Below are 17,868 nucleotides of genomic sequence, written 5' to 3'. Positions count from 1 at the left end.
ATGCACGAGCTAGCCATAGCCGGCCATGTAGTCGACATCGCCGCCCGCCACGCCGAAGGCCGCAAAGTAACGAAGGTCTACCTCAAAGTCGGCCACCTCCGCCAGGTAGTCCCCTCCGCCCTCACCTTCAGTTTCGACCTCGTGGCACAAGGGACGACCATAGAAGGCGCAACCCTGATCCTCGAAGAAGTCCCCGCCACCGGCCGGTGCCGCGAATGCGGCGCCGAGAGCGCCCTCAAGACCTTCCCCTTCCAATGCGAAGCTTGCGGAGCATCGAGCCTGGAGATCACCCAGGGAGAAGAACTCTACGTCGAATCATTGGAGATGGAAGGACAGGAAGACGAAAAGCTGATAGCCGAAGGCTGATAGCTGAAAGCGCCGACCAGAGGGAGGCCACCCATGCACCGCACCGCCGTCAAAAAAGTAGTCCTCGAAGGTGTCCTCGACGCCAACGACGCGCTCGCCCAGGCCAACCGCCAGGCGTTCGACCACGCCGGCAACTTCGTGGTCAACATGATGAGCTCGCCCGGCGCCGGAAAGACCGCGCTCCTGGAGCACACGCTGGACCGGACGCTCGGAAAGGTCAGGATCGGGGTGCTCGAAGGCGACGTGCAGACGACGCTCGACGCCGACAGGCTCGCGCGTTTTCACGCCCCCATAGTGCAGGTAAACACCGGCGCCGGCTTCGGCGGCGAGTGCCACCTGGACGCGAACATGGTCCGCTCCGGCCTCGCCGAGCTCCCGCTGCACGACATCGACGTGCTCGTCATAGAGAACGTCGGGAACCTCGTGTGCCCGGCGGAGTTCAAGGTGGGGGAGGACGTCCGGGTGATGGTGTACGCGATCACGGAGGGTGAGGAGAAGCCTCTCAAGTACCCCCTGATGTTCCGCTCGGCCGACCTCGTCCTCGTAAACAAGATGGACCTCCTCCCGCACCTGCACTTCGACCTCGAAAAGTTCCTCCGCAACCTGGACGCCGTGAACCCCGGCGTCGAACGCATCCTCACGAGCGCCGCGACGGGCCGGGGCGTCGACGAGTGGTGCTCCTGGCTGACCGGTCGGCACAAAGACTAAACCGGATGCGCTACGTGCTGCTGGTGTTGGGAGGGTTGATGGCCCTCGTGGGCGGCGTATGGTTGCTGCAGGGCATCGGCGTTCTGCCCGGCAGCTTCATGACCGGACAGGCCTTCTGGGCGGCCCTGGGCGCGGTCTTGCTTGCCGTCGGCGTGATACTGGTCTTCGCCGCGCTTCGGACGGGTGGCCGGCGCTGAAGAGGATCGGAGAAGCCCGCGTTGCAGATGGGTGTTGGGAGGTCTTAAAGCGGATCGCAGGGGCCTTAGGCCCCTGCGATCCGCGCCGTCAGCGATCGGCCCGCTCCGGCTTCGTGTCCGCTCTCAGCGGTCGGCTTTTGCTCCTGGCTGAAAGCTGATGGCCCTGCGAAGAGGCCCAACCTCTTCGCAAACCGCTTCTGGTTCTTGGGTTTTGAGGTTCCCCGCGGCCGCTCGCCCCATCGCAACGCCCGTCAAAGAACGCCGACTTCGGGTAAGCTCTGTCACCACCGGCGAGGGCCGGGGATAATACACTTCCGTCAGGCGCTTACAAGGGGGTTCGCGCGTTTTGCAGGGTAGCGGCGAGAGCCTGGATGCAAGGACTTTATTGAAGATGGACCGTTCCGCCCGGCTCATGGAGCGGGCGGTCAGGCGCCTGCCCGGCGGGGTCAACAGCCCCGTGCGCGCCTTCCGCTCGGTCGGCGGAGATCCGCTCTTCATGGAACGAGGAGAAGGCTCGACCATCTTCGACGTCGACGGCAACTCTTACGTCGACTACGTAATGAGCTACGGTCCGCTCGTGCTCGGGCACGCCCATCCCGACGTGATCGAAGCCATAGAACGCACGGCCCGCAAGGGGACCACCTTCGGCGCCCCGACCGGGATGGAGGTCGAGCTGGCCGAGCTGGTGTGCGAGGCCGTTCCCTCCATCGAGATGGTCCGCATGACCAACTCCGGCACCGAGGCGACGATGAGCGCCATCAGGGTCGCCCGCGGGTACACGGGCCGCGAGCGCATCCTGAAGTTCGACGGCAACTACCACGGTCACGGCGACGCGCTGCTGGTCTCCGCCGGCTCGGGCGTCGCCACTTTGGGCCTCCCGGACAGCCCCGGCGTCACGAAGGGCGCCGCCAAGGACACGGCCGTCCTCCCGTACAACGACCTCGAGGCCGTGCGGGAGCTGTTCGGGCGGGAGGGCGAGGAGTTCGCCGCCGTCATCCTGGAGCCCGTCGCGGGGAACATGGGCTGCGTGCCGCCGGCCGAAGGCTACCTGGAGGGTTTGAGAGAGCTTACGCAGGAGCACGGCATCGTTCTGATCTTCGACGAGGTGATGAGCGGGTTCAGGGTCGCCAGGGGCGGGGCACAGGAGCGCTACGGCGTGGTGCCCGACATGACGTGCCTCGGCAAGATCATCGGCGGCGGACTGCCCGTGGGCGCCTACGGTGGGAGGCGGGAGATCATGGAGAAGGTCGCCCCGTCGGGGCCCGTCTACCAGGCCGGCACCCTCTCGGGCAACCCGCTGGCGATGGCGGCAGGCCTCGCCACGCTGAAGACGGCGCTTTTGCCGGAGACCCAGGAGCGCCTGGAGGACCTCGGCGCCCGCTGGCAGAGCGGCATGGAGGCCGTCGCCTCGCAGGGGGACGTGGCTTACTCGGTCAACCGCGTCGGCTCGATGGTGAGCCTCTTCTTTACCGAAGGCCCGGTGACGGACTTCGCCTCGGCCGCCCGGTCGGACACGGGGGCTTTCAAGGACTTTTTCTGGCACATGCTCTCGCGCGGCGTCTACCTGGCGCCGAGCCAGTACGAGGCTGGTTTCATCTCCGCCGCCCACTCGGACGAGGACCTGGACAAGACCTTCGAGGCCGCGGGCGAGTGGTTCGCGGGGAGGAAGGGTTGATGGAAGAGACCGCCAGGCGCACGCCCGGCATCTCGCTGGAAGACCTGTTCCTGAAGGCCGCGGCCGGCCTGCCCGAAGGCCACGACCGCGCGGGGGTCGTGGCGCGGGCGCTCGGGCACCTGCAGCGGGGCTTCGACGCTCACTACGGCTGCGGTCCCGGGGGCGCGACGGACGACGGGGTGCTGGTCGGGGACAACGCCTACGCGCTCTCCGTGGAGACCATAGCCAGGTTAGACGAGCCCCGCTTCGTGGCGGTCGCGAGCCGCATGATCCGGGACGGCGCGGGCCGCATCGCCTCGGGCGAACCCGTCTCAGTCGATACCTGGACCCCACACCTCGCCGAACTGCTGGACATAGTCTCTGAAGAGGGCGCACAAAGATCAGAGGAGCGGGTGCGAGAGGCCGCGCGGGAGCTTCGTGACGGGTTCGAGTAACCCGCGGCGGACGCCCGCGAGAAACCTGCCCTCGGGCGAGGAGCGGGCCCGCCTCGTGCGGGACATGTTCGACCGCATAGCAGGCCGCTACGAGCTGCTGAACGCCGTAATGACCGCGGGACTCTACAAGCTCTGGAACCGCAAGGTGGTAAGGGCCACGGGCCTCCGCCCCGGCGATACCGCCCTCGACCTCGCCTGCGGCACGGGGAGCCTCACCCGCGCGCTCGCGAACGCCGTCGGCCCGACGGGCTCCGTGCTCGGCGTGGATTTCTCCTCCGAGATGCTGCGGGCGGCAGAGGCCAGGCCAGCGCCCAACGTCGAGTACAGGCTGGGCGACGCCACCGACCTTCAGGGCGTGCCGTCCGGGCGCTTCGACGCGGCCGCTATCGCCTACGGGGCCCGCAACATCCCCGACCTCGACGGGCTCTTCGCCGAGATGAACCGGGTGCTCAGGCCGGGCGGGCAGGCCGTCTGCCTGGAGATAGCCAGGCCCGCCGGAAAGCTGGCCGGCGCCTTTTACGGGCTGTGGTTCGACAGGATAGTGCCAAGGGTGGGGGGTGTGATCTCCGGCGACGCCCACGCGTACTCTTATTTGCCGGAATCCGTGAAAGAGTTCGTGGCACCCGGCGAGTTAGCTGTCATAATGGAGCGTAATGGATTACAAAATGTTACATGGAGCAGGCTCGGGGGCGGCATCATCACCCTCCACAGCGGAACGGGAAGCCGCGACGGACCCCGGTAAACTCCGCTCGGCCCTTCCCGAAGGGGCTTTCGAGACCGTGGACGAGGTCGAGGACCTCCTCGCGGACGTGGGCGAACGCGCCCCCGCACCGCTCGTGCGGCCTTCGCTGGAGGCTCTGACGTCCGGGGGCAAGCGCCTGAGGCCTCTGCTCCTGATCCTGGCCGCCCGGATGGGGGATGCCGACACGGGCGACCTGCTACGGGCCGCGACGGCCATCGAGGTCCTGCACACGGCGACCCTGGTCCACGACGACATCGTGGATGGTGCGAAGACGCGGCGGGGGATACCCACGGCCGCGGCGCGTTACGGGCGCGAGGTCGCCGCGGCGACCGGGGACTACCTCTTCGCCGAGACGTTCTCCGGTCTTGCCGGCATAGGCGACCCGAGGCTCGTGCGGGCCTTCGCGGAGGCGTCCGTCGGCCTCGCGGTCGGTGAGTTGGAGCAGTACAGGGCCAACGGGGCCACCGTCGAGGTCGAGGCGTACCTGGAGCACATAAGGAAGAAGACCGCGGGCCTCTTCAGGGTCGCGTGCGTGGCGGGCGGAACTTTAGGCGGGCTCTCGCTCGCGCAGATCGACGCGCTCGCCACCTACGGGCAGGCTCTGGGCATCGCCTTCCAGATGTCCGACGACATCATGGATCTCGTCGGCAAGCCCGGCCTCATGGGCAAGGGCATCGGGACGGACCTCGTCGAGGGGACCGTCACGCTGCCGGTCATCTTCGCCTTGCGGGAGGGGGATTCCGGGACCATCCGGCGGGTGCTCTCGGACCCCAGGCCGTCGGCCGAGCTTCTCGAAGCTGGTATAGAGGCCGTGCTTGCGACGGGGGCCGTCGAGAAGACCGAAGAGTGGGCGCGGGGTGAGATCGAGGGCGCCTTGCGGGACCTGAGCCTCCTGCCCGACTGCCCGGAGCGGGATTTTCTGGAATCCGTCGCTTCGGAGGTGGTCGGAAGGGATGCCTGAGGCCGCGATCTTCGCCGCCGGCACCCTTATGCCGGTCTCGGGCCCACCGATCCCCGACGGCGCCGTGCTTATCCAGGACGGCAGGATCTCCGCGGTCGGCCCCCTCGCGGAGGTCAGCCGCGCCAACCCGGAGGCCCCCGTCCGCTTCTTTCCCCGCTCCACTATCGTCCCGGGCGCCGTCAACGCCCACGCGCACCTGGGCTTCAGGACCAAGGACGCGCCCCCCGGCGGGACGTTCTCGGGCTGGCTGACGAAGCTCATAGAGCGGCTGCCGGAGAAAGAGAGTTGGACCGCCGAGGCGGCCCGCGACTCCGCCCGCGAGGCCGTGGAGGCCGGCACCACCTTTATGGCCGAGTCCTCACCCTACGGGGAGTGCCTGCCTCAGCTCGTCGAGAGCGGCATGGCCGGCACGGTCTACGCCGAGTTCTTCCCCGGCGACTACGACGGCGCCGAACCTCGGGATATAGTCGACTCGATCATCCAGAGGGTCCAGAAGATGAACGACGGCCTGCCCCCACGGGTCGCGGCGCGGGTGAGCGTACACTCTCCTTACACCGTCGATCCGGAGTCGTCCCGGCTGGCGGCGCGCCGGACGCGGGAGATGGGCTGGACGCTCGCCTTCCACCTCTCGGAGAGCCCCGAGGAGGTCGAGTTCGTCCGGAAAGGAACGGGCGGCCTGGCCGATATCTTCGGCAGTAACGCGTGGGGAGGGGTCGGGGTCTCTCCCGTGCGCTACGCGGAGGGCATCGAGATGCTCGCGCCCGAGACGATAGCCGCGCACCTGGCGACCGGGGTGGGGGAGGAAGAGGTCGAGATCCTGGCCCGCACGGGGGTCGCTGCTGCCCACTGCCCCCGGTCAAACGAGAACCTCGGCTGCGGCGTCTCGCCCGTGCCGCTGATGATGGAGCGCGGGGTGAGGGTTGGGATGGGCACGGACGGCCTGTGGAGCAGCCCGAGCATGAACCTCTTCGAGGAGACTTTGGTGGCGTTGGGCCTCCACGGCTTCGACGGGGCCACGGCCCTTCGCCTGGCGACGCTGGAGGGGGCGCGGGTCGTCGGCGTCGGCGGGGAGACGGGTAGCCTGGAGGCGGGCAAGTGGGCCGACCTCGCGGTCGTCGAGGTGGCGCCCGGTGGTTCGGACCCCGAACTCGAAGCCGTCGAGGCCGCCGCCGGCGGGGGAGTGGTGGCGACGGTCGCGGGTGGCGACGTGATATACAATCGCGCGGAAGGCTGAACGTCCCCGGGGGTAGCCCGCTATGATGATGAACCGCAAGAGGCTCGGCCGCGTTATGGCCGTGGTCGCCATCGTTCTCGCGGCCTTCTTCCTGCTTTCGTCGATCCTTCTCGGTTTCGGTATGAACACCAACTACAACCTGTTCGACGTGTTCGGCAACCAGGACCAGGCCCAGCAGCAAGACCAGGTTCCAAGCACGCAGGACGCCATAGACGAGGCGAAGAAGGACCTTGAAAACAACCCCAAAGACCCCGACGCCATAACAGATCTCGCGGGCCTCTACGCCCAGAACGGGCAGTACGACGACGCCGCGAAAGTGTTGCGGGAAGGCCGCGAGAAGGCGCCGAAGAACGCCGAGATACCGGCTTTGCTCGGCTCCGTCTACCAGCAGCAGGCGCCCGGTGTCGAGCCCAAAGAGCAGAGAGAGCTCTACGGCAAGGCCGGCGACTCCTTCGCCACCGCCACGGAACTCGACCCGAAGAACGAGGACCTCTACGCGGCGGCCGGGCAGAACTACGACCAGGCCGGCGAGACCGCAGAAGCCATCAAGTACTACAACGGCTACCTCGACCGAGAGCCCAACGGGCAAGATTCCCAGGCTATAAAAGAGCGCATCTCGGCGCTTCTGGCGGGCGGGGAGGAGACCACGGGCGTTCAGCCTTGATCCGCGCCGCGCCGGAGGGCGTATAATGGACGGAACGATTTTGTGGGTCAGCCGTGAGGAGGAAAGATGAGTTTCGCCCTAATACCCGGATTGCCAACACTAGGACCGACGGAGTTGATAATAGCCCTCGTCGTGATCCTGCTACTCTTCGGGGCGAAGCGCATCCCCGAGCTCGCCCGCGGCCTGGGTAGCGGCGTGCGCGAGTTCAAGGCCGGAACCAAAGAGGGCCAGCTAGAGGACAAGGACAAGAAGGACAAGGAGAAAAAGGACGAGGAAGGTCCCGTCGCCGAGGATAAGACCGACGAGGCCAAGGTCGAAGACGACGCCACCGTCCGGGCCGAGAAGGCCGAGCAGAAGCGCAGCTAGGTCCGAAAAAAGACCGTCTCAGCCTAGATGGCTAGCCGACTAAGAATCCCCACGAGCCCGCGCGACGAGGCGCGGATGACCCTGATCGAGCACCTGGGCGAGTTGCGCTCCAGGATCATCAAGGTCGCCGCGGTCTTCGTCCTAGCCGCCATCGTCACGTGGTTTTTTCGCGAGCGGCTCTTCTACTTTCTCCTGGAGCCCGCGGGTGGCCAGTTTCAGGACCAGAAACTCGTCGTCACGGCGGTCGGGGAGCAGTTCATCAGCGACATGAAGCTCGCCCTCTGGGCGGCGTTCGTGCTCGCGATCCCGGTGTTGCTCTACCAGGCGTGGGCCTTCGTGGCCCCGGCCGTTGGTGATATGGGCCGGATAACCACCTACATAATCATTACGCTTGCCTCCTCTCTATTCCTGGCAGGCATCGCGTTCGGGTACTACTTCGTGCTTCCGGCCGGACTTCAGTTCCTCCTGTTCTGGGACCAGGGCAGGTACGAGACCATGATCACGCCAACGTACTACCTCTCGTTTACCACGCGATTTCTCCTGGCTTGCGGGCTGGTCTTCGAGCTTCCGGCGGCGACCTACGTGTGCGCGAAGCTCGGTCTCATCGACGCGAACCTGCTCAAAAAGTACCGCAAGCACGCCATCGTCGGCAACACGATACTGGCGGCGGCGATCACGCCCTCGCCCGACCCGTTCACCATGATCATGCTCGCCGTCCCCCTGGTGATCATGTACGAGCTCTCCATCGTCATAGCCCGCTACGTCAACCCGACCACAGAGGTCACGGCCCACGAACTGGCCCGCACCGACGACGAAGACGAACCGGACTACACGGACGACCGGGACGACGATGACTACGACCCCGAGCCCCACGAAGAGAACGGGAACGAGAGGGATTTGTAGGTAGCCATCAGCTTTCAGCTTTCAGCGGTCAGCCAAAGACTGGCGCGGGCGGCGCTTCCCCACGGGGGCGCCGCTTTCGTTCGTGGAGATTCTGCCTGAAACGCTCCGCGGTCTTCGTACAGTCGGGCTCGCACCGAACCAAAAGCTGACAGCTGATAGCTAAGAGCTATCTCAGCTCTTGCTCGAAGCGGCGGATGGAGCGCCGGAGCAGGTCTTCGGTGAGGCCCCGGAAGAAGGGGCGGTGGGCCAGGGCGTTCAGCCAGGCCGGTCTTACCTGGTAGTCGGTCGAGAGGGTTATCTTTACGGTGTTAGTTCCGGTTTCTTCTACGTACCAGCCGCCGGTGCCGGTGGCGCCTTTGGTGTAGCGCCATTCGAGCAGGTGCGGGGGTTGGACGGCCGTGATCTCGCTGGTGACCTCGTGGGTGAGGCCCGCGGCGCTGAGGACGAACTCGAGGGTGGCGCCTGTTCGGATCTCACCCGTCTTTCTGCCCCGCGCGTCGAGCGCTCTGGCGCCGCGGAGGCCCACGGCCCACTTTGGAAAGCCGTCGATGTCCAGGAGGGTGGCGAAGACCCTGTCCGGCGAGGTGCCCGAGAGGAGGTAGCCGGCCCGGTACGGCCTGTGCTTATCAGCCACTGAGGACGACGCCGGCCGTGTAGAGGAGACCGAAGATCAGGTGCAGGCCGGCGGTTCGCTTGACGACGGGGTCGAGGCGGCGCGGCGTAGAGTACGCGGCTATGTCCCGCCAGAGCCTGAGGGCCGCGAAGAGGCTCGGGTAGACCAGGGCGCACTCGAGCGGGACCACGCCGAAGGCCATCAGGAGGCCGACCGCCACGTACGGTTCGAGGAGGAGGAGCCTGTAGACGAAGACGCCGGTCTCCCGGCCGAAGACTATCGGGAGCGTGCGGCGCCCGCCGCGGCGGTCGGAGACGAGGTCACGGAGGTTGTTGGCGAGGAGTATGGCCGCCACGGGCCCGCCGATGGGCAGGGCCGCAAGCGGCACGTAGAGGGGGAAGCCCGCGCCCTGGACGGCGTAGGCTATGACCACTATAAGCACGCCCATAAAGACGAAGACCGCCGCCTCGCTCGCCGGGGTGTAGGCGATGGGGCGGGGGCCTGCCGAGTAGAGGTAGCCGCCGAGCGCCGAGACGCACCCGAGGACCAGGATCGGCCACCCACCGACCACTATCAAGTAGATCCCGCAAAAAAGCGCGAGCACGTAGCAGAAGAGCGCCCCGAACAGCACGCTTTGCGCCCGCACCCGCCCCGCGACTATCGAGCCCGCGATCCCGACGGTCCCGCTCACGTCGAGCCCGCGCTGCTCGTCGTAAAACTCGTTGAACATGTTGGTGGCGGCCTGGATCAAAAGGCTCCCCAGCAACATCGCCGCGAAAGGCCCCCAGGAAAAATACCCATCGTCCGAGGCGAGCGCCGTCCCGAAAAAGACCGGCACCGCCGCCGCCGTAAGGCTAAAAGGCCGCGAGAGCCTGAACCACTCGCCCACCACCGACCCCCGCGGCTCAGCCACGCACCACTCCTCCAACCCCGAGCGCATCACTCATACCCGGCCAAGTGTACCCGCACCACCCCCGCAATTCCGAAAAGACAAACTTCCCCCCAACCACCGAAAGCCGAAAGCTGATAGCGAGGGCCTTTAGGCCCGAAGCGTGCTGAGAGTGGAGCCCAAAGGGCGGAACGAGCTGACAAGCGGAGCCCGAAGGGCGCAGCGTGCTGACAAGCTGGCGTAGCCAGCGTGCTGACAAGCTGGTATAACCGGCAATCGTGAAAGCGGGCGGCTCCAAGGGATTTCCGGGGTCCTACCTCCGACTCGCGCGGCCGAAGCAGTGGACCAAGAACGGGTTCGTGCTGGCCGGGGTGCTGTTCGCGGGTAAGGCCCTCTCGATCTCGCACGTCGCAGACGCTCTCACCACGTTCGTCGCCTTCTGTTTGCTCTCGGGCGCCGTCTACGCCTTCAACGACGTCCTCGACGTCGAAGAAGACCGCAAGCACCCGCTCAAGAGGCTGAGGCCCGTGGCGAGCGGTGAGGTGCCGGTCCCCGCGGCCGTCGTCTATTCGGCGTTGCTCGTAGGTGGCGGGCTCGCGCTGAGTTTCTACGTGAACCTCGGGGTCCTGGCGACGGGGCTCGCCTACCTCGCGTTGCAGGCCGTCTACACGCCTGTCCTAAAGCACATAGCGATCCTGGACGTCATGAGCATCTCGGCGGGGTTCGTGATCCGGGCGCTGGCGGGGGTTGCGGCGGTCGCGGCCCCGATCTCCCCGTGGCTGATAGTCTGCACGGGACTTCTCACCCTCTTTCTCGGCTTCTCCAAGCGCCGCCACGAGCTCGCCACTTTGGGCGACGGCGCGGTCGTCCACCGCAAGAACCTCAGGGACTATTCGGTGCCGATGCTGGACGAGATGATGAACATAATGATTAGCGCCACCATCATCGCCTACACCCTCTACACTTTCACCGTCTACGAGCGCCAGGACGAGATCTTCATGATGGCGAGCATCCCGTTCGTGGTCTACGGCGTCTTCCGCTACATGCTCCTCGTCCACCGCGACGGCGGCGGCAACCCGGATACGCTCCTGCTCGCCGACAGGCCCCTGCAGGTCTCCCTCTTTCTCTGGCTCGTCGTCGTCGGCGTGACCATCTACTTCCTCTAGGGTGGAGAAGCTCGGCAGAAACCTCGTCCTCGCCGTCGCCCTCGGCGTCGCCGTCTACCTGGTCCTGGCCGTCTTCTCGAACTTCGGGGAGCTCGCCGAAGCGCTTGCCGGCTTCGACCTGGCCCTGATCCCCGTGATCCTCGGCCTCGTCTCCCTCTCCTACGCCGGACGCTTCTTCCGCTGGCTCTACTACCTGAACGTCCTAAAGGTCTCCGTCCCCCTCGGCACCAACGCCGCCATCTTCGCGGCGGGATTGTCCATGACCATCTCCCCGGGCAAGCTCGGGGAGGTCCTCAAGAGCGTCTTCGTCCGCCAGGCCTCGGGCGCCCCAATAGCCCGCACCGCTCCGGCCGTCGTCGCCGAGCGGGCCACCGACGGCACCGGCATGGTCGCCTGGGGCTTCCTCGGCGCCTTCGCCCTGGACCTTCCGCCCTGGATCATGCTCGCCTTCCTCGCGGTCGCCGCGTTCGGCATCGCCGTCCTCCGCTCAAAAAAGCTCTCGCTCCTCATGGAACGCGTCCTGCTGAAGCTGCCGCTCCTCGACCGCCTCGCCCCGCACCTGCACGCCTTCCACGGCGCCTCCAACGAGCTGCTGGGCACGCGTCCCCTCGTCGTCGGCACGGCCATCTCTTTTCTGTCCTGGGGTCTCGAATGCCTCGCCGTCTACCTCTGCGCCGTCGGGCTTGGGGCGGAGGCGGGGTTCCTGATGGTAGTCTTCGTCTTCGCTGTCAGCTCGCTGCTCGGCGTGCTCAGCATGATCCCTGGCGGCATCGGCGCGGTCGAGGCCGGTCTGGTGCTCCAGTTCGGCAGGATAGCGGGGATGTCGAGTGGCCTGGCGGGAGCCCTGACGCTCGTGATCCGGCTCGCGACCCTCTGGTTCGCGACGCTTGTCGGTCTGTTGGGATTGCTGCTGGTGCGAAGGATGCTCGGCGACGCCTCGGTAACGTCAGTCCACCGTTCTCATGGTGCGACTCATCGCGCCCACGAGCGCGGTGAATAACAGCAGGCCTCCGGCTGCCAGGAAAACTATAGACAGGCTCAATTCGACGAGTAGCCCTGCGAGCACGTAGGAGATCGGGTCCAGGGCGATGGCCGAGAACATTGCCAGGCTCATGACCCTCCCCGTAAGGCCGGGTGCGGAGCGCTCCTGTAACCAGGAAATGTTCACGACGGCCAGGAAACTGGCCGTCATACCGATAGAAGCCGCCAGGAAACATGCGACGGCAAGATTGGGCGCGAAGGCCAATGCCCCTACGCCGGCGCCCATCACGGCGGTAGAGACCAACTCGACGATTCCGCGTCGCCGGAGACGTTCGATAGAACCTGCCGTCATCGCCCCGATCAAAGATCCAACACCGCCTACGGCAAGCAGTGTTCCGAACGCGCCGGCGCCTCCCAGCCTGGCCTCCGACAAAAGAGATCCGCCGACGTAGATCGGGCCCGCCATGGCAAGGTTTATTCCGACCAGTACCAGCATTATGGTCCTGATTACGGGATCACCCCAAGCGTATCGCACCCCTTCGGCGAGGGCCGATAGAGTGTTCGCGCCATCTTCGGCACCTCCCGTCTCGCCTCCATCAAAGGTCCTCGCCCCGGGGGCAACGGTGCGCGCCAACGCGGCGAAGATCGCGGCGGAGATCAGGAACAGGACGGCGTTGGCTCCCAAGTTTATCCAGAGGCCAAAGAGCGCCAGCACCAGACCCGCGAGCGCGGGTCCCAAGATGCTGCTGATCTGCTCGACGCCTTGTGTGAGGGCGTTCGCCGCTTTGAGGCGGTCACGGTCCACCAGAGTAGGTACTACGGACATCGAGGCCGGATAGTACAGGGCGTCTAGCGCGCTCAGTCCCCCGGCAAGCAAATAAACGTGCCAGATCCGAACCGCGTCCGTAAGTACGAGTAGTGCAAGCAGGCCCATCAGCACGGCGCGGACGATACTGGCAGAGGACATGACGACAACGGGCGACAACTTATCGCTCAGGACTCCGCCCAGGGGGGTGAGGACGATGCCGGGCACCGATGCCACCGCGAGGACGACACCCAGGGAAGCGCCGGATTCGGTGATCCTGAGCACCAGCCACGTCAGGGACACGAGGAAAGCCTGATCGGCCAGCATCGAAAGGCTGGCCCCAGCCCACAAGCGCCTGAAGGCCGTGCCCTTCAGCGGCGACAAGAGCGCGGAACCTCGCACGCTCATCTCAACACCGCCGACTTTCCGACCGAAGGGGACACATCGAGGACATTTCCGGTCTCTACGCCTTGTAGTATTGCTTAAACATAGGCGCTCATGGTATCGTATTTGCAACGTAGGGACATTAGTGGGGTAGGCCATGCACATAGCCGAGCGGTTCGAGATGTTACTAGCGGCTCACCCGCATCCGGATGGTCGAACCTGGAGCGGGCAGGAAATAGACGAAGCGACGGGTGGGGTGGTGACGCGCTCCTACGTGACCAACCTCCGCAAGGGCAGGATCGACAATCCCGGGTACGAAAAGCTCAGGGCGATAGCCAAGGCGGTCGGGTTCCCGCCTGAGTTGTGGTTCGAGGAGGATCTGACGGCGGAGTCGGGCGCGCGTATGGCGCCGGAGCCTGAAGGCGCCGACCTGGCCGAGAGGGTCGCGCATCTCATGGCAATGACGGTGAACGAGGCGACCGGCAGGGCATACACCGATGCTGATGTGGCCCGCGCGAGCCTCGGGGATCTCAGCGAAAAGGACGTGAAGGCGATCAGAACCGGTACGCTCTCTGATCCATCGGGAGACCAGATAGTGGCGCTCGCGGACGTCTTTGGCGTACCCCCCTCGTATTTCCTCAACCAGGCGAAGAGGCCGCCACTTCTCGACCAAGAGGCGATGGAGATATTTCGAGACGAGACCGTCAGCGCGATAGCGCACAAGAGCCTTCATCTTCCTGGCCGGGAGAAAGAGATGATCCTGGGCATCATTCAACAGTTCGAGGACTCGCGGGGTGCCACCCATGAGCGTTGAGACGCCGGCGAGTCTTTTTCGTACTCTGCCTGCCAACCTGCAAAAAATGGGACGCTGGCTAAGGCGGGGGAGTGCTGCCGAAAATGACCCGCCTGGGTCTCGCCGTTTCTTGACTCAAGAGCAATTCCAAGAGGAACTGGTGGTTATAGGTTTGTCCGATCAACCTTTCGGACCCATGCAGTATGCTGGTGCCCTGGGCAGATATCTTGGCTTGACCATCTCAGTGGACATCATACCCGACACGGCGCATCCATTACTTTCGCGGGAGTTGGCGCGCAAGGGCGTCACGGGCGAGATACGGTACCGGGCCGATCTCGACAGGGCTCACGTCATCGTTCCCGGAAGCCTGCCACCGTTCGCCCTCGCTTTTACGTTGTTGCACGAGCTCGGACACCTGGCGGCAGGCGACCTGTTCGTCGACCCGTGCGATGTTGATTTGCTGTCTGTGACGTCGCCGTTTCTACCTACGCTTGAGGTCCCGCACAAAAAGCGTCTGGCCCGGGGCTTGCCCTTCGCGCGGATCGGAGATCGCGAGCACGAAGCTGATCTTCGTGCCGGCTACGCTTTCGTGGCCGGATGTTTGGGTAGCGAGAATCCTTATGCCCAGCGGATGTACGATATCCTTTGAACGCCTTCCAGCAGCAATCGCTGGTTTTGGCGCTGGTGTGCTTCGCGGCGTCGCTGTTCTTCCTCGGGGTGATGCTGTCTTCGCGAAACACGTGGTTCAGCGCCGTTATCGCCATGAACCTCGTGGCGCTCGCCATCATCTTCGGGATCTCCGCTGCTTTAGACGTGGGTGGAGAGCGTACCGAGATAGCGGCCGCTCTCATTTCTGAACTGCCCTTCGGGGCCGTCGTATCCTGCCTGTGCCTGGCACAGGCGGGTTACTTGCCTCTCCGGATGGGAGCGCCACCGCTGGCCGTAGTCGTGGCCCGACCCAGACTACGGTTGCTGCTTGCTAGCGCAGGGCTGGTACTCCCCGCCGCGTGGGTGCTGGCGGGAATTTTCGGTTTCGTGTGGCCTTCGCCCGCCGTGCAGGCGCTGGCTCCAGCTCCGGTAGAGTTTGTCGTCTTCAAGTGGACCCTGACGATCCCGGCGGCGTTTTTTGCCACTTGCGCCGCCGTGCTTTTCCTGAACGCCGCGGGGTCCGGGTCTCTGGACGTGAGACTACGGTCGAAGAATGCCGCTTTCGCGGTTGCCACGTTCTGCCTGGCGCTCGTCGCGCTTGAGTCCGCGGCTTGGGCTGGCGCTCGGGCGTGGTTACCAGACGACAGCCGCGTCACGGTGATAAGCGTGCTCATGACCGTAGAGGCGTCTCTCGCCATCGCGTGCGTGGGCGCGTTCATACTCGGAGTCGCGTTGCGTTACACGCCCGGTTTTGCGTTACCCCTGGTTCGGCACATGGCAACGCGTTGGCTGCCTGAGCAGGACCGCTTCGACTCTCACCGGTGGCGTTCCGTTGTCGGCGGTGCCACCCGCGGGGTCGTTAGCGCTTCATACCGTATTGGAGTCGCCGCGGATCGATTGGGCCTTTCACGGTCGGACACCGAACGGGCCGTTGGCACCGTGCAGCACATCGCCGCGATACGAGATAGTATTCGCGACATGGACACGGTCACTCCGGAGAGGGCCCGCGATCTACATATTCTGCAGTCCGAGGTCGTGGAGGACGCCGAATTGATCCGCAAGTTGGGTAGGATCGAGTCGCACGGCACCACACCACGCTCTGGAGCTACGCATGCGGCGTCGTTGCATGTTGAACTCGAAGCGGCTCTGTGTCTAACGGATCACATGCCCACCGATTGCAACGGGCACGAAGACCGGCCTTTGTGGTTCTATCTCGCCGCCGTGGGTGCCTCGGATGTAGGACTCATCGACGCTTACCGAGTAGGAACGATGCTCGGTGACAGAGCGGGGTACGGAGAAGCACTCGAAGCTTATACCGGCGCAACGTCATCGTCGGATGATGGTTCTTATAGCCCCCTACACTATAAGAGGCTGCCTAAAGCGCCGATGTAGTACGGCCGATACAAGACGGACATAGACTGCACGATCGTGGTTATCCACCACTGCGCAGGAGGAGGGAGAAACATGAAGGCAGAGCACCGTAATACGGAGGCGGGAGGGGTTGTCGCCGATGCTGTGGAGTTGGTTTCGCGGGCAAGGCAACGCACTGCAGAAGAGCTGAACTCGTTGTCCTCGAACAATTCCGCCTCCTATGCAGTGGCGATCTCAGGCAACACTCCATACGTTGCCCTTCCGAACGGGATGACGGTAGTGATGCGCAGGTGCGGCACTTGGGGATGTTGAGCGCCTCGGCTGCCGGCCCTCGGACTCTCTGAAATTCGAGGACGATGGGGAAAGATGCTCAAAGTTGCCCTGTGGTTCCTGCGTCCGGGTGGCTGAACAACGCCGAGGTGTGCCAGGAGGCCATAGACGCGGCCAGCGGTTTGTCTTACACGCGCGAGGCTGAGTTCGAGAGGTTTTACTCATACCTGCTAGTCGACGAGCCGATCATACAACTGATGCCGGCGCACCTGCTTCCTGTTTGGGCTGAACAGGAAGCACAGCCCGAGTCATTGCGGGCCCTGGCGGTGGCCGCGAAGCTCGAGAACGCACGAAATCGCTGGTTGGACGAGATGGTGGACGAACACGACACTTTTGTGTCCTTGACGCCTTCGCAGGGTTTGAACGAGGCCATAGTTGCCCTGACAAACCATTACTACGCCAGGGCGCTGCCGGACGGGACGGCCGCTTCCTTCTTTCAGCGACTCGCGACGCTCTACGCCCGGCACTCGATATCGCTGGTGCTCGATGGTAAGAGGCGGGCGACGTTCGGACGCCCGCTTGCGCTTGCGGACTACGAGGTCCATGCGGAGGCGCGTCACAGTTCTGTGCGCGCACCCCTGGACGCGCTCTTGACCCTGGTGAGGGCCGACGAAGACCAGTACACGAGGGCGACCGACTCCTGGCACGCGTGGGGGCTTGGAGCCCAACTCTACGACGACGCCCTGGATGTAGAGGAAGACTTTCGCCGCGGTACCTTGACCTGGACCGTAGGCCGTACGCTCCGATGTTTTGGGGACCGGTCTCCCAGAGACGCGGACGAGTTCTACGAGGTAGCCCTCAAGGAAGGCATCGTCACCGAGACGCTCAAGCGCGCCGAGCATCATTTTACGCGTGCCGCTGAACTCGCCCGCTCGGGTCTTCCCCGCTGGGAGTCCATCCAGCACGGCTGCAGGCGGCAAGCCCAGGTTTTGCGGGAAGACTACGCGCGCTTGCTCAAGCTGGAGCCTTCCGACTATTGAGCGAGCCACGGTCGAGCATTGACCATCTTCTAGTCGGGGTTTCGGGCTCCATAGCCATCCTCAACCTCCCGACCTATCTCGTGGCCCTCCGGGCCGCGTTCGCCAGAGAAGTGCGCGTCATCATGACCGGAGCGGCAGCCCAACTACTTTCCCCCTCGACCGTCGCCTTGCTCTGCGACGAGGTGTTCTTGGACGAGGTGCCTACATCTCAGAAGAGACCCGGTCATGTCGAGCTGGCCAACTGGGCGGATATGTTCTTGATCCTGCCGGCCTCTGCCAACATCCTCGGCCAAGCTGCAAATGGGCTTGCCCAGAATCTCCTCACGACGACGATACTGGCCTCCCAGACTCCCGTGATCTTCTGCCCGAACCTGAACGAGAAAATGTGGAGCAAGGAGGCCGTTCAAAGAAACCTTCGGACCCTTACGGAGGATGGGCACGTCGTGGTCGGGCCGAAGCACGCCCCGGCCTACGAGGTCGGGACGGGTGTGGTGACCGATACCCTCGTTCTTCCGGAGCCCGACGTCCTTATCGGACGCCTGGAAAAGATGTTGCGCCAGTTCTGATCTTTGTGCCGAAAACCGGGTGCCGGTAGCCCCGAGCGCGCCTCGCCAATCTGGCGAACGACCATCGTCGATTCGGGCATCGAGCCTCGGTC

21 protein-coding genes are annotated in these 17,868 nt (G+C 64.8%); 18 read left to right on the top strand and 3 right to left on the bottom strand.

Features of this window, described 5'->3' with window-relative positions; translation table 11 throughout:
- The 11 genes from GBA63_RS12770 to tatC all read left to right on the top strand — a co-directional run bounded on the left by GBA63_RS12770 (position 1) and on the right by tatC (position 8,250).
- Positions 1 to 366: a hydrogenase maturation nickel metallochaperone HypA/HybF gene (locus tag GBA63_RS12770; protein ID WP_166176617.1), complete on the top strand. Its 366-nt coding sequence runs from the start codon at positions 1 to 3 to the stop codon at positions 364 to 366.
- A 33-nt stretch (positions 367 to 399) separates the two neighbouring features.
- Positions 400 to 1,074 carry a hydrogenase nickel incorporation protein HypB gene (hypB, locus tag GBA63_RS12765; RefSeq protein WP_166176615.1) on the top strand — a complete coding sequence of 225 codons (675 nt, stop codon included), beginning with the start codon at positions 400 to 402 and terminating at the stop codon, positions 1,072 to 1,074.
- Positions 1,075 to 1,079: 5 nt separating this feature from the next.
- The gene (locus GBA63_RS12760; protein WP_166176613.1) at positions 1,080 to 1,271 is read left to right on the top strand and encodes a hypothetical protein; all 192 of its coding nucleotides are present in this window, start codon (positions 1,080 to 1,082) and stop codon (positions 1,269 to 1,271) included.
- A gap of 391 nt (positions 1,272 to 1,662) precedes the next feature.
- On the top strand, positions 1,663 to 2,946 hold the full coding sequence (hemL, locus tag GBA63_RS12755) for a glutamate-1-semialdehyde 2,1-aminomutase (protein WP_166180146.1): 1,284 nt from the start codon (positions 1,663 to 1,665) through the stop codon (positions 2,944 to 2,946).
- Complete coding sequence (locus GBA63_RS12750; RefSeq protein ID WP_166176611.1) at positions 2,943 to 3,380, top strand: hypothetical protein; 438 nt, start codon at positions 2,943 to 2,945, stop codon at positions 3,378 to 3,380. The genes hemL and GBA63_RS12750 overlap by 4 nt, the downstream gene beginning before the upstream one ends.
- Positions 3,364 to 4,122: a class I SAM-dependent methyltransferase gene (locus GBA63_RS12745; RefSeq protein WP_166176609.1), complete on the top strand. Its 759-nt coding sequence runs from the start codon at positions 3,364 to 3,366 to the stop codon at positions 4,120 to 4,122. The genes GBA63_RS12750 and GBA63_RS12745 overlap by 17 nt, the downstream gene beginning before the upstream one ends.
- 37 nt (positions 4,123 to 4,159) lie before the next feature.
- The gene (locus GBA63_RS12740; RefSeq protein WP_166176607.1) at positions 4,160 to 5,083 is read left to right on the top strand and encodes a polyprenyl synthetase family protein; all 924 of its coding nucleotides are present in this window, start codon (positions 4,160 to 4,162) and stop codon (positions 5,081 to 5,083) included.
- Positions 5,076 to 6,317, top strand: a complete 1,242-nt coding sequence (locus GBA63_RS12735; protein ID WP_166176605.1) for an amidohydrolase family protein — start codon at positions 5,076 to 5,078, stop codon at positions 6,315 to 6,317. The genes GBA63_RS12740 and GBA63_RS12735 overlap by 8 nt, the downstream gene beginning before the upstream one ends.
- Positions 6,318 to 6,345: 28 nt before the next feature.
- The gene (locus GBA63_RS12730) at positions 6,346 to 6,981 is read left to right on the top strand and encodes a tetratricopeptide repeat protein (protein WP_166176603.1); all 636 of its coding nucleotides are present in this window, start codon (positions 6,346 to 6,348) and stop codon (positions 6,979 to 6,981) included.
- Between the two features lie 66 nt (positions 6,982 to 7,047).
- Entirely contained in the window at positions 7,048 to 7,347 is a 300-nt protein-coding gene (locus tag GBA63_RS12725; protein ID WP_166176601.1) for a twin-arginine translocase TatA/TatE family subunit, read from the top strand.
- A gap of 27 nt (positions 7,348 to 7,374) precedes the next feature.
- Positions 7,375 to 8,250: a twin-arginine translocase subunit TatC gene (tatC, locus tag GBA63_RS12720; RefSeq protein ID WP_166176599.1), complete on the top strand. Its 876-nt coding sequence runs from the start codon at positions 7,375 to 7,377 to the stop codon at positions 8,248 to 8,250.
- 166 nt (positions 8,251 to 8,416) lie between these two features.
- Here tatC and GBA63_RS12715 read toward each other — a convergent pair whose 3' ends face one another.
- Both GBA63_RS12715 and menA read right to left on the bottom strand, forming a co-directional pair.
- Positions 8,417 to 8,884 (bottom strand): SRPBCC family protein, encoded by a 468-nt coding sequence (locus tag GBA63_RS12715; protein ID WP_166176597.1) that lies wholly within the window; start codon positions 8,882 to 8,884, stop codon positions 8,417 to 8,419.
- Complete coding sequence (gene menA, locus GBA63_RS12710) at positions 8,877 to 9,776, bottom strand: 1,4-dihydroxy-2-naphthoate octaprenyltransferase (protein ID WP_166176595.1); 900 nt, start codon at positions 9,774 to 9,776, stop codon at positions 8,877 to 8,879. The genes GBA63_RS12715 and menA overlap by 8 nt, the downstream gene beginning before the upstream one ends.
- A 254-nt stretch (positions 9,777 to 10,030) precedes the next feature.
- Between menA and GBA63_RS12705 the strand changes: the two genes are divergently transcribed.
- Together GBA63_RS12705 and GBA63_RS12700 are read left to right on the top strand one after the other, a co-directional pair.
- Entirely contained in the window at positions 10,031 to 10,918 is an 888-nt protein-coding gene (locus GBA63_RS12705; protein WP_166176593.1) for a decaprenyl-phosphate phosphoribosyltransferase, read from the top strand.
- 1 nt (position 10,919) lies between these two features.
- Complete coding sequence (locus tag GBA63_RS12700) at positions 10,920 to 11,918, top strand: lysylphosphatidylglycerol synthase transmembrane domain-containing protein (protein WP_166176591.1); 999 nt, start codon at positions 10,920 to 10,922, stop codon at positions 11,916 to 11,918.
- Here the strand turns inward: GBA63_RS12700 and GBA63_RS12695 are convergent.
- Entirely contained in the window at positions 11,865 to 13,112 is a 1,248-nt protein-coding gene (locus GBA63_RS12695; RefSeq protein WP_166176589.1) for an MFS transporter, read from the bottom strand. The genes GBA63_RS12700 and GBA63_RS12695 overlap by 54 nt on opposite strands.
- A gap of 133 nt (positions 13,113 to 13,245) precedes the next feature.
- Here GBA63_RS12695 and GBA63_RS12690 point away from each other — a divergent pair, with 133 nt between their 5' ends.
- From GBA63_RS12690 to GBA63_RS12670, 5 genes are all read left to right on the top strand, one after another.
- A complete protein-coding gene (locus tag GBA63_RS12690; protein WP_166176587.1) occupies positions 13,246 to 13,902 on the top strand; it encodes a hypothetical protein in 657 nt (218 codons plus the stop codon).
- On the top strand, positions 13,892 to 14,530 hold the full coding sequence (locus GBA63_RS12685; protein WP_166176585.1) for a hypothetical protein: 639 nt from the start codon (positions 13,892 to 13,894) through the stop codon (positions 14,528 to 14,530). Before GBA63_RS12690 ends, GBA63_RS12685 begins: the two co-directional genes overlap by 11 nt.
- A complete protein-coding gene (locus tag GBA63_RS12680) occupies positions 14,527 to 15,921 on the top strand; it encodes a hypothetical protein (protein WP_166176583.1) in 1,395 nt (464 codons plus the stop codon). Before GBA63_RS12685 ends, GBA63_RS12680 begins: the two co-directional genes overlap by 4 nt.
- 362 nt (positions 15,922 to 16,283) lie before the next feature.
- Complete coding sequence (locus GBA63_RS12675; protein WP_166176581.1) at positions 16,284 to 17,210, top strand: hypothetical protein; 927 nt, start codon at positions 16,284 to 16,286, stop codon at positions 17,208 to 17,210.
- Positions 17,207 to 17,776, top strand: coding sequence for a flavoprotein (locus GBA63_RS12670; protein ID WP_166176579.1), 570 nt, complete (start codon positions 17,207 to 17,209; stop codon positions 17,774 to 17,776). Before GBA63_RS12675 ends, GBA63_RS12670 begins: the two co-directional genes overlap by 4 nt.
- Positions 17,777 to 17,868 lie beyond the last annotated feature (92 nt).

This window comes from Rubrobacter tropicus (assembly GCF_011492945.1).
In the GTDB taxonomy this organism is placed as follows: Bacteria; Actinomycetota; Rubrobacteria; order Rubrobacterales; family Rubrobacteraceae; genus Rubrobacter_D; species Rubrobacter_D tropicus.
Note: the sequence above shows the minus strand (reverse complement) of the source record. Positions and strands in the feature narration are given on the sequence as shown.

What these genes read in the sequence shown, in the direction of transcription:
- tatC (WP_166176599.1), top strand. Translation starts at nt 7,375, where the DNA reads ATGGCTAGCCGACTAAGAATCCCCACGAGCCCGCGCGACGAGGCGCGG.
- GBA63_RS12760 (WP_166176613.1), top strand. Translation starts at nt 1,080, where the DNA reads ATGCGCTACGTGCTGCTGGTGTTGGGAGGGTTGATGGCCCTCGTGGGC.
- hypB (WP_166176615.1), top strand. Translation starts at nt 400, where the DNA reads ATGCACCGCACCGCCGTCAAAAAAGTAGTCCTCGAAGGTGTCCTCGAC.
- GBA63_RS12695 (WP_166176589.1), bottom strand. Translation starts at nt 13,112, where the DNA reads ATGAGCGTGCGAGGTTCCGCGCTCTTGTCGCCGCTGAAGGGCACGGCC.
- GBA63_RS12770 (WP_166176617.1), top strand. Translation starts at nt 1, where the DNA reads ATGCACGAGCTAGCCATAGCCGGCCATGTAGTCGACATCGCCGCCCGC.
- GBA63_RS12725 (WP_166176601.1), top strand. Translation starts at nt 7,048, where the DNA reads ATGAGTTTCGCCCTAATACCCGGATTGCCAACACTAGGACCGACGGAG.
- GBA63_RS12690 (WP_166176587.1), top strand. Translation starts at nt 13,246, where the DNA reads ATGCACATAGCCGAGCGGTTCGAGATGTTACTAGCGGCTCACCCGCAT.
- GBA63_RS12735 (WP_166176605.1), top strand. Translation starts at nt 5,076, where the DNA reads ATGCCTGAGGCCGCGATCTTCGCCGCCGGCACCCTTATGCCGGTCTCG.
- GBA63_RS12730 (WP_166176603.1), top strand. Translation starts at nt 6,346, where the DNA reads ATGAACCGCAAGAGGCTCGGCCGCGTTATGGCCGTGGTCGCCATCGTT.
- GBA63_RS12685 (WP_166176585.1), top strand. Translation starts at nt 13,892, where the DNA reads ATGAGCGTTGAGACGCCGGCGAGTCTTTTTCGTACTCTGCCTGCCAAC.
- hemL (WP_166180146.1), top strand. Translation starts at nt 1,663, where the DNA reads ATGGACCGTTCCGCCCGGCTCATGGAGCGGGCGGTCAGGCGCCTGCCC.